Below are 14,294 nucleotides of genomic sequence, written 5' to 3' on the forward strand. Positions count from 1 at the left end.
TCATGGCATTAACACTCGTCACTATTCTTGATCATCCGATCGCTCAAAAATATTTATCCCGTTCTGGCTTAAATCATGCGATTTCAGTAGCAGAACGCGCACTGACTCTCGCTACGAAACGAGGCTTAGATGCCGATACTGCTACTAAAGCGGCACTCTTGCATGATATTGGTCATTACGAATGGTATACCGATGGCACTTGGAATTATGATTTATATCGCCAAAATGATATTCACGCCATCAAAGGGGCTGAACGTGCTCACAAATTATTAATTCGCCTTGGTGAAGAACCAGCACGTGCAAAGGAAATCGCACTTGCCGTACTTCTGCATACAGATTCTTATCTTCCACCAGGTGCAATCAATCGGACGCCTCTTCAACAACTTGTTCATGATGCGGATACGTTAGAAGAACAACCAGGTGGGCTACATCACTATGAAAAAATCGACTTCGAAGAAGCCGTTCGTCGCCTTGACGCAATTGATTCAGTCGTTCATCGCTTCGCTCATCTACCACGAATTGCATCAGAAAATTAAAAGGCATTTCCACGCTGATCGTGGAAATGCCTTTTGCTTTAATGATTATACGAGTTGTGCTTGGTATGCTTCAAGTTCTGCATCCGTCATCGAAACAAAGTGACCTGGCTCGATTTCGCGAAGTGGTGGGATACTCGAATCTTCATCCGATTTCCCAACCGGTCCACTCGTCGGACGATCAAAGATGATCCGTTTACGTGTCCGCTCGTGCTCTGGATCCGGAAGCGGAATCGCAGATAAGAGTGATTTCGTATACGCATGAACTGGATTCTCATATAGACGATCCGCATCACACAATTCAACGAGGTGACCTTGATACATAACACCGATCCGGTCTGAGATATACTTGACCATCGATAAATCATGGGCGATGAACAAGTATGTCAAACTACGATCACGTTGCAGTTTCTTCATCAAGTTGACGACCTGAGCTTGAATCGATACGTCGAGTGCTGAAATCGGCTCATCTGCAATGATGAAGTCAGGCTCTACAGCAAGTGCACGTGCGATACCGATCCGTTGACGCTGACCACCTGAGAATTCGTGTGGGTAACGACTCGCGTGTTCTTTCGTCAAACCAACCGTCTCAAGCAAATCATACACACGGTTATTACGCTCCTCTTTCGATTTTGCTAAACCATGGATATCGATTCCTTCAGCAATGATATCGCCGACTGTCATCCGTGGATTTAAAGAAGCATACGGATCTTGGAAGATCATTTGCATTGCACGGTTGAATTTCAGCTTATCTTTACGTGATTTTTTACCGTGAACATTTTCACCTTTGAAGTTAACTTCGCCATCTGTCGCATCATACAAACCGATGATCGAACGACCAGTCGTCGACTTACCACAGCCTGACTCTCCAACGAGACCAAGTACTTCGCCTTCGTAGATATCAAATGAAAGTCCGTCAACCGCTTTGACGACGCGTCCACGTCCAATATTGAAATGTTGCTTCAAGTTTTTTACTTCAAGTAGTTTCTTACGGTTTTCCATTATTTCAGACCGCCTTTCAGAAGCGATTTTGAGAACACGCTGTCCGGACGGTATTTTAACGCCAAGTCACGGATTGCAGCGGGTGGTTCGACGTATGGTGCTTGTGGATGAAGCAACCACGTCGCCGCTTCGTGTGTATCTGAGATTTTGAAGAAAGGTGGTTCCTTCTCGAAATCAATTTTCATCGCGTATTTGTTACGCGGTGCAAATGCATCACCGACCGGTGGGTGCATCAGGTTCGGTGGAGTTCCCGGAATCGCCGGAAGATCTTGCGAACGATCATCAGATGGACGCGGCATCGAACCAAGTAGTCCCCAAGTATATGGATGACGTGGCTCATAGAAGATCTCATCGACCGTACCCTTCTCAATCAATTTACCAGCATACATGACGGCTACACGGTCAGCCATGTTCGCTACGACACCTAAGTCATGCGTAATGAAAATGATTGCTGTACCCGTTTTTTGCTGAATGTCTTTCAATAGTTCAAGAATTTGAGCTTGAATCGTAACGTCGAGTGCTGTCGTCGGTTCATCGGCAATCAATACTTTTGGATTACATGCAAGTGCAATCGCAATGACGATCCGTTGACGCATACCGCCCGATAATTGGTGTGGGTATTGTTTTAGACGTGCTTCTGGATTTGGAATCCCTACGAGCGTCAGAAGTTCGAGTGTACGTTTTTTTGCTGCGTCGCCTGTCAAGCCTTGGTGACGTTTTAAACCTTCAGCGATCTGTTTATAGATAGTCATAGTCGGGTTAAGTGATGTCATTGGATCCTGGAAGATCATTGCGATATCACGACCGCGGACTTTTTGCATTTCTTTATCGGAAAGCTTAACCAAGTCGCGACCTTCGAATAAGATCTCACCTTGTGTAATCTCACCTGGCGGGTTTGGAATCAAACGCATGATTGCTTTTGAAGTAACCGATTTACCAGAGCCAGACTCACCAACGATTGCGAGTGTCTCGCCTTTTTTTAAATCAAACGATACACCGCGGACGGCTTGAACCGTCCCGGCATACGTATGGAAAGCGACATTCAGGTCGCGAACAGATAAAATAGTTTCCATTGTGAATGAGCTCCTCTCTAGTTTCCGTTAGCGTCGTAAACGTGGGTCGAACGCATCACGCAGTCCATCTGCCAACATATTGAAGCTGACCATGAGGAGTACGATGACCGTCGATGGGACAACGAGCAAGTACGGGAACGTTTTTAATTCTTTGTACCCTTCGTTGATCAATGTACCGAGTGACGGTTGTGGTGGTGCAAGTCCTAAACCGATGAAGCTCAAGAAGGCTTCGAAGAAGATCGCACTTGGAATCGTGAACATGAGTGAGATGATGATCGTTCCCAAGGTATTTGGAATCAAATGTTTGAAGATTAATCGTGCGCTAGAAGCACCAAGTGTCCGTGCAGCAAGAACGAATTCTTGGTTCTTTAGTTTCAGGATTTGACCACGTACAAGTCGGCTCATCCCGATCCAGCCGGTAATCGTCATCGCAAGGATGATCGTCGTGATCCCTGGTTCAAGAATCAAGATGAACAAGATGATCAAAATCAAGTTTGGTACACCTGTTAAAATTTCAGCAATACGTTGCATGATGTTATCGACTCGTCCACCATAATAAGCAGAAATTCCGCCATACGTGACACCAACGAGAACGTCAATGAGCGCTGCCATTAAACCGATGAATAAGGAAATCTTCGTTCCTTCCCAGACACGTGACCAAAGATCACGACCAAGGTGATCTGTTCCGAACCAGAAGTTCTCTGTCACCTGTTTTTGTTTGTAAAAATCAATCGGTGTATCACCAAGTGTTGCCATACCGTCAAAACCAGCCCATTCTAAGCCTGTGACTTTAGGTGGAAGTTTAGCTTGTGTGATTGTTTGGGTATAAGGGTCATTACCAGACAACGTAGGTCCAACCAATGACATGATTGCGATGATGATGATGACAGCAAGAGAAAGAATTGCCGCTTTGTTCTTACGCAGACGCATCCAAGCATCTTGCCAGAAGTTTAAGCTTTTACCGGCAAGGCGTTCCCCTGCCTGTTCATTGAACTCAACGTGTTGGAACAGCGATGAATCAAACTGTTCTGCTTTTGCATTTGAATTTTGTTCAGCCATTATTTGTTACCCCCCAAACGGATCCGTGGATCAACAACACCGTACAGCAAATCGACGATCAAAATCATGAGAATGAAGACTGCCGAGAAGAACAACGTCGTACCCATGATGACTGTGTAGTCATTTTGTGTGATTGATGATACGAATAGTTCACCAAGACCAGGTACAGAGAAAATTCGCTCGATGACGAGTGTTCCTGTAATCAAGGCAGCTGTCATTGGTCCAAGAATCGTGATTGCCGGAATCAAGGCGTTCCGAACCATGTGTTTCCAAGTAATCGACTGACCATCTAGGCCTTTTGCTTTAGCTAACGTGACATAATCCTGGTTCGTAACTTCCAGCATCTCTGTCCGGACGAATCGAGCAATCGAGGCCGTGACCCCAAGTGATAACGATATGGTCGGCAAGATGGTATGCGCCGGGCTTTCCCAGAACGCGACTGGCAAAACGCCCCATTTCACGCCAACATAGTATTGAAGGAGTGAGGCGAATACGAAGGACGGTACCGAGATTCCGATAACCGATACGAACATCGCACCGTAATCGATCACTGTGTTGTGGCGAAGTGCCGCGACAACACCTAAGACAAGTCCTAAAAGTACTCCGAGTACTAATGCTTGAACTCCCAATTGAGCCGATGGTCCAATTCGTTCAGAGATCAAATCCGTTACCGGACGGCTATCATATTTAAATGAAATACCGAGATCTCCTTGGAACAAGTTAACCATATACGCTGCGTAGCGTTGTGGTAGTGGATCATTCAAGTTGTACTTATCCCGAAGGATATTCAACTGTTCAGGAGATAGTTTCTCCTGGTTTTGGAACGGTGAACCTGGTAGCAGATCCATCAGGAAGAAAGTGAACGAAGCGATGAGTAAAAACGTCAGTACGCCGTAAACCAGGCGTTGAGCTAAATAACGGCCCATAAGATGGCACCCCCTATAAAGATTTTCTGTTTTTTTCGAAACATCAATAGAATCAGTATGACCCACAATTGTCGGAACATTCAAGAATTTTGTCATAAAAATTTAAAAATTCTTTTTTTATTGTGCATTGATTCGATGTTCGCATGGATGTTTTTCTAATTTCATCCAATAGTCAGAATTTTTCGTTTGATTCCATTATACTTTGCTAACAAAGTAATTAGAACTACTTTTTTACGAAACTTTCACATTTTCGCTAAAAATGAGTTTCCATTCATAAAAAGTAGTATAAAACAGGAGCGTACCCGAACTGATCAGGGGACGCTCCCATTCTCGATTACTTAATATCAACGTATTTGTATTGGAAATCTGCTCCGAACAATTGACGATTGAAATCTTTAACCGTCGGACGGCTCAAGTATGCAGATCCAGCTTGATAGATTGGCGCGATGGCTTGATCTTTTTCGATCAATTGCGCTTCTGCTTGTTTGAAGAGATCGAGACGTTTTGTTAGGTCTGACTCTTCATTTGCTGCGTTCAACAATTTATCATAAGCTGCTGACTTATACTTGACGTCGTTTTGGCTGTTCGTTGATTCGAAGATTGACAGGTTAGACATTGGATCCTGATAATCTGGACCCCAAAGTGAGTAAGAAATCTGGTAGTCGCCTTTTGATTCAAGATCGAGTTTATTCTTGAATGGCTGTTGCTTGATTGAAACAGTGACATTCGGAAGATTTTTCTCGATTTGACCTTTCATGTACTCACTTGTCTTCTTCGCATCTTCGTTGTCGAACGAAAGAAGTTCAATCGTCGTCTTTTTATCGCCGTTTGCTTTTTTCCAAAGATCTGCTGCTTCTTTTGCATCACGATCGAACCAGTTGATGTCACTTGTGTAGTCTTTACCAGATGCATCCTTGACGAATTCTTTTGGAATGAAGCTAGTTGTTGGAATTGATCCGTTCGCTAGAAGCGTATCTGTGATTCCTTTTGGATCGATGGCACGAGCGATCGCTTTACGTGCATCGACATCCTTCATCGTTGCATCTTCGTTATTGAACTTCAGATAAGCGATTGAAGAACGGAGTGCTGTCTTGAATTCAGGCTTCGATTTGTAAGCTTCAACTTGCTCTGAAGTCAGACCAGCGTAATCGATATCATTTGAATCATAGAGGTTTACTACTGTTGAATTATCTTTAACGACACTGATTGTAACTTCGTCGAGTTTGACAGCGTCTTTATCCCAGTAGTTATCGTTTTTCTTCAGCACTCGTTTTGAATCCGTTTTCCAAGATTCCCAAACGAAAGGACCGTTATAAAGCAATTTATCTGGTTTAAGCGAGAAGTCTTTTTCATTCTTTTTGTAGAAGTCTTCACTGATCGGCGTGTACGTACCGAATGACGTCAATGAGAGGAAATACGGCGCCGGACGCTCGAGTTTTACTTCTAATGTTTTGTCGTCAAGTGCTTTAACACCGAGTTCGTCGACAGCTTTTTTGCCTTGCGTTACATCAGAGCCGTTTTTTAACGTGTCAAAGATGTACGAGTAACTAGAAGCTGTTTTCGGATCAGCAGCACGTTTCCAAGCGAATTCGAAATCTTGTGCTTTGACTGGTGAACCGTCTGACCATTTTGAATCACGAAGTGTAAACGTATACGTCAAATTGTCACTTGAGATATCTGTTTTTTCTGCAAGTGCCGGAATCGCTTTGCCGTCTTTATCGAGACGGTAAAGACCTTCCATCGTGTTTCCGATCATGTTGAAAGCGACAGAATCCGTAGCTTTCGCCGGATCAACTGTCGTGATGTCCGAAGTGTCCGTTAAACGTAGATTTTTCTTTCCATCTGTTGAACCTGAATCACTGTCTCCGCCACCTGTCGAACATCCAGCAAGCACTGCGCTTCCTGCAAGCATGACTGATAAAGCAAGACCGACTGTTTTTTTCTTCATCGGTAAGTCATCTCCTTTTCAATTTCCAAGTTGCCATAATGCCTATGACATCAATAACGTCCCGTCGAAACTGCAATGCATTCCCCAAAATCCATTGACCTAGTTTCAAAAACTTAAACGAAGTGATAAATTGATTTTATGTGAGAATAGCATTAACGTCAAGTAAATAGTCACACTATTTGCTATTTTGCATCATTCGTTTGTTACCGATTCGTAACAGGATAAAAAGTTTCGTATACTAAGATTATCAATGCATTAAAGGGGGATATTCATGCGATCGACCTATTTCCGACCGGTCATCATTGCGGTCATTCTTGTGTTAATTTATACGATTTGGGCGACTATCATCGATTCGACGCACGGTATTTTATACCATTTATCCGGCGGATTGTTCATTGGAGGCTTTTTGCTTATGGCAATCGGATTCTTTTCTAACATGTCGGCTAACGGTTTCTTTCGTGGAATGACAGCTGGATTTAAGAAACAACGGGAAGCGAAGCTTCGAGAAATCGATGGCGATTACTATGAAGATGATGACGAAGAAGAAGAAGTCCTTCGTAAAAAACAGAATCGTGCTTCTGCCCGAACGAAACCCTACGTTTCTAGCGGTATTATCTTCGTCATCGTCTCACTGATCATCTCTTACTTTTAATTGAAATCACCGTGACGTGCCTTCTATCGTATGGTAAACTCAAATTAATTAAACAAGAAAACATGATGACAAAGAGTAGTAACTTAGGTACATCCCTTTCAGAGAGTCCATGGTGCTGGAAATGGACAGGTGATGCCTATGTGAATGGACTTTCGAGTGGCTGATTCGAATCAAGTAGAGTCAGATGGGTTTGCCCATTACAGCAAATTGAGCGGCTATATAAATAGCAACTTGGGTGGCAACGCGATGAATCGTCCCTTGATTTTCAAGGGGCGTTTTTTATTTTGATTTTATTATTTGGAGGGATTTCATTATGAAAACGATTTTCTCGGGTATCAAACCAACGGGAACAGTAACACTCGGAAACTACTTAGGTGCGATGAAACACTTCGTTAACTTACAAGACGGTCATGATGCGTATTATTGTGTTGTCGACTTACACTCGATCACGGTTGATATCGATCGTGTAGAACTGATGAACAATACACGTGCACTCGCAGCTCTATACATCGCAAGTGGACTGAATCCAGAAAAATCAACGATCTTCGTTCAATCGGAAGTCAAAGCACATGCGCAACTCGGCTGGATGTTAACATGTCTTTCCGGGATGGGTGAGCTCGAGCGTATGACACAGTATAAAGATAAATCTCAAGGAAAAGACCGGATTGGAGCAGGATTGTTTGTTTACCCAACACTCATGGCAGCCGATATCTTACTTTATGATGCGGAACTCGTTCCTGTCGGCGATGATCAAAAACAACACATTGAATTAACGCGCGACCTAGCTCAGCGTTTCAATAGTCGCTATTACGAGACGTTCACATTACCAGAACCAATCATCGCTGAATCTGGCGCTCGGATCATGAGTTTGACGACCCCAGATAAGAAAATGTCAAAATCTGATCAAAATCCAAAAGGCTTCATCTCGATGCTTGATGCACCAGATGTCATTCGTAAAAAAGTGAAATCAGCTGTCACGGATTCTGAAGGTATCGTAAAATTCGACCGCGAAAATAAACCAGGTGTGTCGAATTTACTCGAAATTTACTCTTTACTCGCTGGTATCTCGATTCCAGATCTCGAAGCAAAATACGAAGGTTCGAACTACGGAACATTTAAAGCTGATGTCGCAGAAGCTATCATTTCGGAACTCGAACCGATTCAACAGCGCTACTATGAATTGATTGATTCAGAAGAACTCGATCAGATTCTTGATGCTGGACGAGATCGTGCTGAAGCAGTCGCTGCAAAAAAACTCGCGAAGATCGAGAAAGCCATGGGCTTACAACGGAAGCGTGCTAAAGTAAAAAAATAAGTTCTACGTAAAAAGATCGGAACGCTCCGGTCTTTTTTTATATTTCTACACAAAAAAACTGCTTCCGAATTAAATCGGAAGCAGTTCTTATTTTGCTTATTTTCCTTCGATCGAAGCCCATTTGTACGAGAAGTCAGCGCCGAAGTTATGCTCGACGACTCCTTTGACATATGGTTTAACGAGGAATGCACGTCCACGCTGATAAACAGGTGAGATCGCTGCAGAATCAAGAAGGATTTTCTCAGCTTCTTGCAATTCAGACCAACGTTTCGCTGCATCTGTTTGAGTTTGTGCATCTTTGATGAGTTTATCATACTCTTCATTTGACCACTTACCACGGTTGTATGGTCCGTCAGTAACGAAGAGATCGAGGAATGTCATTGGATCTTGGTAGTCAGGACCCCAGCCCGCGAGTGAGAATTGGAAATCTCCTTTATTCTCAAGGTCAAGTTTGTTTTTGAACGGTTGTTGTTTGATCGTAACCTTCATACCTGGAAGGTTTTTCTCAAGTTCACCTTTCAAGAACTCACCGATTTTCTTAGAGTCATCGCTATCGTAGTTCAAGAGTTCAAGATCAACCGATTTTTGACCGATTTCCTTAAGTCCCTCTTCCCAAAGTTTTTTCGCTTCATCTGCATTGTATTCGTTGAATGCTGGATACTTGTCACGGAAGTCTTTACCGTCAGCATCTTTCGCGAAATCTTTTGGTACGAGATAGTTCGCTGGAAGCGATCCGTTTGCGAGGATGACGTCCGTGATTCCTTTTTTGTTGTAACCCATGTCGATTGCGCGACGGATTTTTTCGTTATCAAGCGCTTTTACCTTCGTGTTGAGGTAGAGGTAGAAGATCGTTGATTCACCTTTTGTTTTGAATTCTTCATTATCTTTGAACTGGGCAACGAACTCAGAAGTTAAACCTGTGCGATCGATATCGCCTTTTTCGTAAAGGTTAACACCAGTCGCGACTTCTTTAACAACCTTAACGTTGATTGTTTCAAGTTTAACAGCATCTTTATCCCAGTAGTTATCGTTTTTAACCATTTTCCAGCCTTGCTCACGAGTCCACTCTGTTAACTTGAATGGTCCATTGTAAAGCGACTTGTCTGCAGTCGAACCGAAGTCTTTTCCGATTTTCTTCGAAAGTTCTTCTGATTTCGGCATGAATGGTCCGAATCCAGTAAGTCCAAGGAAATAATCAGCAGGAGATTTTAATTTAACTTCAAACGTTTTGTCGTCAATCGCTTTGACACCGACAGCATCACGCTCGCCTTTTTTCGTGTTGTACTCTTCTGCACCTTCGATGTTGTAGAAGACATATGCATACTGTGAAGCGTTCTCTGGATTAAGAACTTCTTTCCATGCATATTCGAAATCTTTAGCCGTGATCGGTGTACCGTCAGACCATTTCGCATCACGTAGTTTGAACGTATACGTCTTTTTGTCTTCTGATACTTCGTGGCTTTCAGCGATACCTGGTGTTGGTTGTTGCTTGTCATCTAGACGGTAAAGACCTTCCATCGTGTTGTTCAACACGTTGAATGAAACCGAGTCTGTTGAAGTCGTCGGGTTCAGTGTAGGAATATCAGCTGACTCAATCAAGTTAAGTGTTTGATCACTAGATTTTTTGTCTGAACCTGTGTCGCCCGATTTGTCGCCTGAATCCGTTGTCGAACAAGCTGCGAGGAACGCACTTGATACGAGTGCTACTGATGTAGCTAAAGCAAAGCTTTTCTTCTTCATGTTACGATGACCCCCCTAGGTTTCTAAAAAATGATACTATCAGGTTTTTGACCGAAAAAAAAAGAATTACTATATTCGAATCAAACCCTTCGTTACAAATAGTTTACAATGTTCTGATAATTTTGCAAACCTTTTATCCGATTTTTCTAAATATTTTTTCAAAAAAGACTGGGACCACATGAAAAAATGGTCCCAGCTAAGTGATTATTTTAGAATTTTCATTGCTCGAAGTAGGTATTCCGGTCCATAAATCGGTACTTCAATTCCTTGAATCGTATCAGACACATATAATTTTTCAGTCGTCTGATACAAAGGAACGATGACCGCATCTTGTTTCGTTAATCGTCTTTCAGCTTGGTGGTATAGTGCTTGTTTTTTCTTCATGTCACGTGTCTGTCGTGCTTTTTCAATTATCTCATCATACGTGTTTGAACGATAATTCACGGAATTCAACGGATTATCTGAGACGAACTGGTTCAAATAGGCAAGTGGTCCTGGATAATCTGGCATCCATCCCGTTAACGTCATCGCATACTGCGCCGACTGTTCTTTCTCAATCTTCTCTTCAATCGCAACTGGTTTAAGAACGATATCAATATCGGGTAATTGTCGCTCAAGATACGTCTCGAGTTGTTGTCCAATCCGCTTCGCCTGTGGGTCCTCGAAGTTGAGCATCTCAATTCGTTGTTTCTTCTGTTCCTTGATTTTTTCTTGTTTTACTTGTATCGGTTCTGTCATCAATACGTTCCGATCTGTGACAACGAATCGATTCGTCGGAATGCCTGCATACCCTAAGGGAAGTTGAACGGACTCTTTTTCTATTAACGCTTGCGCAATCCGTTTTCGGAGTGTCGCTTCACGGAATGCTTCATTTTTTTGATTGAATGCGATGTAAAAGACACCGCTCCGTTTTTTTTGATAGGTTGGTCGAGAGACTTGATTTTCTTGTGTCTCAACACTTTCTTGTAACGGAAGGATTGCGGCCTTGCTCTCCTCATATGAACTCCATTGCGTCTGATGATCAGAGATGATGCGGCTTTTAACTTCCCCTACTGTGACAACATTTTGTTGATGATACTGATTGTTTTTCTTGAGTGTATATCCGCTTTTAGACATCCGCTCTAATGTAAACGCACCATTACCAGTGAGGTCTTGCCACTTCTTCGATTTCGGTTGCGGATAAAAAACGGACATCGCCAGTAATTCCTTTAGATTTGAAACCGGCTGATTCAACTTGATGATGAGTCGATCGCGTCCTTTCGCCTTTACACCGAGACGCTCTGGTTTCATTTTTCCATCATTGACCGCACGTCCATTTTCAAACACTTCAAATAAAAAACCATATGGCGAATTCGTTTTATTGGCTGCGACACGTCGGAAACTATCGACAAAGTCTTGCGCTGTGATTGGCTGACCCAGCGCATTTTTTGTTTGTTTGAGTTGAATCGTATACGTCAAACGGTCTTTTGAAACCGACATATCCTGTGCTAATCCTCTACGGACGGATGTCCCAGAAGTAAATACATACAATCCTTCATACAGTTGTGCTAACAGCGTTTGAGAACGGCTATCCGTCGCTAACGCAATATCGGATGTCTTCGGAAGTGATGATTCAATCAATTCAACCTTCACTGCCTCTGTTTTCTGATCTGTTTTAGCTTTTTGAGACGATGATAGACGGTATATGAGCGTACCACTGAGCCCAATCAATAAAAATATGATTAGTATCATGATTGATGTTTTTCTTGTGATGTTAGTCATAAACGACTCCTTTCTACGTTAAACACGCATTTCTCTATTGAATCAGAAAACCAGAAAAAAAGCGACCCCTCGAATTGGCAAGGGAGTCGCTTAATCTTACGCTTCGTAACGTTTGAAGACGAGTGATGCGTTGTGTCCACCGAATCCGAGCGAGTTGCTCAGTGCATAATTCATTTCGACGTTACGTGCACCTTCCGTCACGTAGTCGAGATCACAACCTTCACTCGGCTGTTTGAGATGAATCGTTGGGTGAACCGTTTGTTCTTGTAACGATTTGATTGTTGCAATCGCCTCGACACCACCTGCACCACCAAGCAAGTGCCCAATCATCGATTTCGTCGAGTTGACGACGAGTTGTTTCGCCTGTTCACCGAAGACACTGTGAATCGCTTTCGTTTCAAGGATGTCGTTCATCGGTGTACTTGTTCCGTGCGCATTGATGTATCCGACTGCTTCCGGTGCGATACCGGCATCTTGGATCGCCATTGCCATCGCACGCGCTCCACCGTCACCATCTGGATCTGGAGCCGTAATATGGTACGCATCCGCTGTTAATCCATATCCACTGACTTCCGCATAGATTTTCGCACCACGTGCTACTGCATGTTCATATTCCTCAAGAATCAGGATACCTGCGCCTTCTCCCATGACGAACCCGTCACGTCCTTCATCAAACGGGCGACTTGCTGTCTCAGGATCATGATTCGTCGACATCGCTTTGTTAGCACAAAAACCAGCGAACGATAAGTTTGTGATTGGTGCTTCCGCTCCACCAGCGATCATGACATCTGCATCACCACGCTCGATAACACGAAGTGCCTCTCCGATCGCATTCGTTCCTGACGCACACGCTGTAACAGAACAGTTATTCGGTCCCTTAGCTCCGGTATAGATCGATACCTGACCGCTTGCCATATTCGGGATCATCATCGGAATGAAGAACGGACTAACACGACGGTGTCCACGCTCAAAATAAATTTTTGCTTGTTTCTCGATCGTCTCAACGCCACCGATTCCCGATCCAATCCAGACACCTGCACGTTCTGCAATCGACTTGATGTCGATTCCAGCATCTTGGACAGCTTCCATACTTGCGACTAGTGAGTAATGAACGAATCGGTCCATCTTACGTGCTTCTTTTGCCTCGATGAATTCTGTGACATCAAAGTTTTGCAATTCTCCTGTAACCTTCGTCGGGTACTCATCGATATCGAGACGTTCCATCGGACGAATTCCGTTCGTTCCTTCTTTCAGTGCTTCCCAAAATGTATTAGCATCATTCCCGATTGGTGTCAGTGCTCCGATTCCTGTGACTACAACGCGTTTTCTCATCATCTTATGTGTTCTCTCCTTTAGTCCAAGTAATGTATGCTGCTCCCCATGTCAATCCGGCACCAAATCCTGCAAGTACGAGCTTCGTACCTGGTGTCAAGCGCCCTTGCTGACGTGCTTCTTCAAGTGCGAGTGGGATCGAAGCAGCGGATGTATTCGCATGCTCATCGATTGTGACGATGACTTTCTCTTGCGGTATATGCAGCCGTTCGCACGCTGCATCGATAATGCGTAGGTTCGCCTGATGCGGAATTAAGATATCAACATCTTCAAGCGTACTATCTGCTTTTTGAATGACTTTCTCAACGATTTCCGGTAATTTACGAACAGCGAACTTAAAGACTTCACGACCGTTCATCTCGATCGGTCCATCGATATCTTTAAACAATAGATGCGCTCCGCGTCCATCTGTTCCGAGTTCAAAGGCATTTAATCCAGCCTGTTCGGTTGGTCCGATGACGACCGCTCCTGCACCGTCCCCGAATAAAATTGCTGTGGACCGGTCTGACCAGTCGACGATGCTCGACATTTTTTCAGCACCGATGACAAGGGCGTGTTTGCCTTCAACTGTCGTTAACATGCTAGCAGCTGTTTGTAGAGCAAAGATGAACCCACTACATGCTGCACTGATATCGAATGCTGTCGCTCCTCGTGCCCCAAGACGCTCTTGAACGATACAGGCTGTAGAAGGAAAGGCACGTCCTGTCGCCGTTCCGACGACGATCAACCCGATATCCTCTACTGTCAATCCAGCATCATCAAGTGCTTTTTGTGCAGCTTCCGTCGCTAAGTCTGTTACATCGACATCATCGGCTGCGATTCGTCGTGCACCAATCCCTGTCCGTGTCCGAATCCATTCATCACTCGTATCGAGCGTCGTTGCTAATTCATCATTCGTCACGCGACGTGACGGCAAAGACGTTCCTAATCCTACAATCCCGATCTTCATAAGG

12 protein-coding genes and 1 other annotated feature are annotated in these 14,294 nt (G+C 43.8%); of the genes, 3 read left to right on the top strand and 9 right to left on the bottom strand.

All coding sequences use genetic code 11. The features are described 5' to 3' along the window. Positions 1–2: 2 nt before the first annotated feature. Entirely contained in the window at positions 3–536 is a 534-nt protein-coding gene (locus tag K6T22_RS11580; RefSeq protein WP_238237352.1) for an HD domain-containing protein, read from the top strand. Positions 537–581: 45 nt separating this feature from the next. On the opposite strand, the gene K6T22_RS11585 is transcribed toward K6T22_RS11580, so the two are convergent. The 5 genes from K6T22_RS11585 to K6T22_RS11605 all read right to left on the bottom strand — a co-directional run bounded on the left by K6T22_RS11585 (position 582) and on the right by K6T22_RS11605 (position 6,541). Then, positions 582–1,535: an ABC transporter ATP-binding protein gene (locus K6T22_RS11585; RefSeq protein ID WP_238237355.1), complete on the bottom strand. Its 954-nt coding sequence runs from the start codon at positions 1,533–1,535 to the stop codon at positions 582–584. Further along, complete coding sequence (locus K6T22_RS11590) at positions 1,535–2,608, bottom strand: ABC transporter ATP-binding protein (protein ID WP_029342201.1); 1,074 nt, start codon at positions 2,606–2,608, stop codon at positions 1,535–1,537. Before K6T22_RS11590 ends, K6T22_RS11585 begins: the two co-directional genes overlap by 1 nt. A 27-nt stretch (positions 2,609–2,635) precedes the next feature. Next, positions 2,636–3,667 carry an oligopeptide ABC transporter permease gene (gene opp3C / locus K6T22_RS11595; protein ID WP_238237356.1) on the bottom strand — a complete coding sequence of 344 codons (1,032 nt, stop codon included), beginning with the start codon at positions 3,665–3,667 and terminating at the stop codon, positions 2,636–2,638. Next, the gene (gene opp3b, locus K6T22_RS11600) at positions 3,667–4,593 is read right to left on the bottom strand and encodes an oligopeptide ABC transporter permease (protein WP_029342199.1); all 927 of its coding nucleotides are present in this window, start codon (positions 4,591–4,593) and stop codon (positions 3,667–3,669) included. The genes opp3C and opp3b overlap by 1 nt, the downstream gene beginning before the upstream one ends. A 334-nt stretch (positions 4,594–4,927) precedes the next feature. Continuing rightward, positions 4,928–6,541: a peptide ABC transporter substrate-binding protein gene (locus K6T22_RS11605; protein ID WP_238237358.1), complete on the bottom strand. Its 1,614-nt coding sequence runs from the start codon at positions 6,539–6,541 to the stop codon at positions 4,928–4,930. A gap of 271 nt (positions 6,542–6,812) precedes the next feature. Here K6T22_RS11605 and K6T22_RS11610 point away from each other — a divergent pair, with 271 nt between their 5' ends. Both K6T22_RS11610 and trpS read left to right on the top strand, forming a co-directional pair. Next, positions 6,813–7,193 (top strand): DUF3899 domain-containing protein, encoded by a 381-nt coding sequence (locus tag K6T22_RS11610; RefSeq protein ID WP_238237359.1) that lies wholly within the window; start codon positions 6,813–6,815, stop codon positions 7,191–7,193. Between the two features lie 56 nt (positions 7,194–7,249). Next, positions 7,250–7,455, top strand: a binding site (T-box leader). A gap of 51 nt (positions 7,456–7,506) precedes the next feature. Next, positions 7,507–8,508: a tryptophan--tRNA ligase gene (gene trpS, locus K6T22_RS11615; RefSeq protein WP_238237360.1), complete on the top strand. Its 1,002-nt coding sequence runs from the start codon at positions 7,507–7,509 to the stop codon at positions 8,506–8,508. Positions 8,509–8,604: 96 nt separating this feature from the next. On the opposite strand, the gene K6T22_RS11620 is transcribed toward trpS, so the two are convergent. From K6T22_RS11620 to K6T22_RS11635, 4 genes are all read right to left on the bottom strand, one after another. Next, positions 8,605–10,248 (bottom strand): peptide ABC transporter substrate-binding protein, encoded by a 1,644-nt coding sequence (locus K6T22_RS11620; protein ID WP_238237361.1) that lies wholly within the window; start codon positions 10,246–10,248, stop codon positions 8,605–8,607. A gap of 204 nt (positions 10,249–10,452) precedes the next feature. Beyond that, entirely contained in the window at positions 10,453–12,009 is a 1,557-nt protein-coding gene (locus K6T22_RS11625; protein WP_238237362.1) for a peptide ABC transporter substrate-binding protein, read from the bottom strand. A gap of 96 nt (positions 12,010–12,105) precedes the next feature. Beyond that, positions 12,106–13,344: a beta-ketoacyl-ACP synthase II gene (gene fabF, locus K6T22_RS11630; RefSeq protein WP_238237364.1), complete on the bottom strand. Its 1,239-nt coding sequence runs from the start codon at positions 13,342–13,344 to the stop codon at positions 12,106–12,108. A 1-nt stretch (position 13,345) separates the two neighbouring features. Further along, positions 13,346–14,290 carry a beta-ketoacyl-ACP synthase III gene (locus tag K6T22_RS11635; RefSeq protein WP_238237366.1) on the bottom strand — a complete coding sequence of 315 codons (945 nt, stop codon included), beginning with the start codon at positions 14,288–14,290 and terminating at the stop codon, positions 13,346–13,348. Positions 14,291–14,294 lie beyond the last annotated feature (4 nt).

The sequence above is a fragment of the Exiguobacterium acetylicum genome (assembly GCF_022170825.1).
Classification (GTDB): Bacteria; Bacillota; Bacilli; order Exiguobacteriales; family Exiguobacteriaceae; genus Exiguobacterium_A; species Exiguobacterium_A acetylicum_B.

What these genes read in the sequence shown, in the direction of transcription:
- K6T22_RS11620 (WP_238237361.1), bottom strand. Translation starts at nt 10,248, where the DNA reads ATGAAGAAGAAAAGCTTTGCTTTAGCTACATCAGTAGCACTCGTATCA.
- K6T22_RS11585 (WP_238237355.1), bottom strand. Translation starts at nt 1,535, where the DNA reads ATGGAAAACCGTAAGAAACTACTTGAAGTAAAAAACTTGAAGCAACAT.
- fabF (WP_238237364.1), bottom strand. Translation starts at nt 13,344, where the DNA reads ATGATGAGAAAACGCGTTGTAGTCACAGGAATCGGAGCACTGACACCA.
- K6T22_RS11580 (WP_238237352.1), top strand. Translation starts at nt 3, where the DNA reads ATGGCATTAACACTCGTCACTATTCTTGATCATCCGATCGCTCAAAAA.
- K6T22_RS11605 (WP_238237358.1), bottom strand. Translation starts at nt 6,541, where the DNA reads ATGAAGAAAAAAACAGTCGGTCTTGCTTTATCAGTCATGCTTGCAGGA.
- K6T22_RS11635 (WP_238237366.1), bottom strand. Translation starts at nt 14,290, where the DNA reads ATGAAGATCGGGATTGTAGGATTAGGAACGTCTTTGCCGTCACGTCGC.
- K6T22_RS11590 (WP_029342201.1), bottom strand. Translation starts at nt 2,608, where the DNA reads ATGGAAACTATTTTATCTGTTCGCGACCTGAATGTCGCTTTCCATACG.
- K6T22_RS11610 (WP_238237359.1), top strand. Translation starts at nt 6,813, where the DNA reads ATGCGATCGACCTATTTCCGACCGGTCATCATTGCGGTCATTCTTGTG.
- K6T22_RS11625 (WP_238237362.1), bottom strand. Translation starts at nt 12,009, where the DNA reads ATGACTAACATCACAAGAAAAACATCAATCATGATACTAATCATATTT.
- trpS (WP_238237360.1), top strand. Translation starts at nt 7,507, where the DNA reads ATGAAAACGATTTTCTCGGGTATCAAACCAACGGGAACAGTAACACTC.
- opp3C (WP_238237356.1), bottom strand. Translation starts at nt 3,667, where the DNA reads ATGGCTGAACAAAATTCAAATGCAAAAGCAGAACAGTTTGATTCATCG.
- opp3b (WP_029342199.1), bottom strand. Translation starts at nt 4,593, where the DNA reads ATGGGCCGTTATTTAGCTCAACGCCTGGTTTACGGCGTACTGACGTTT.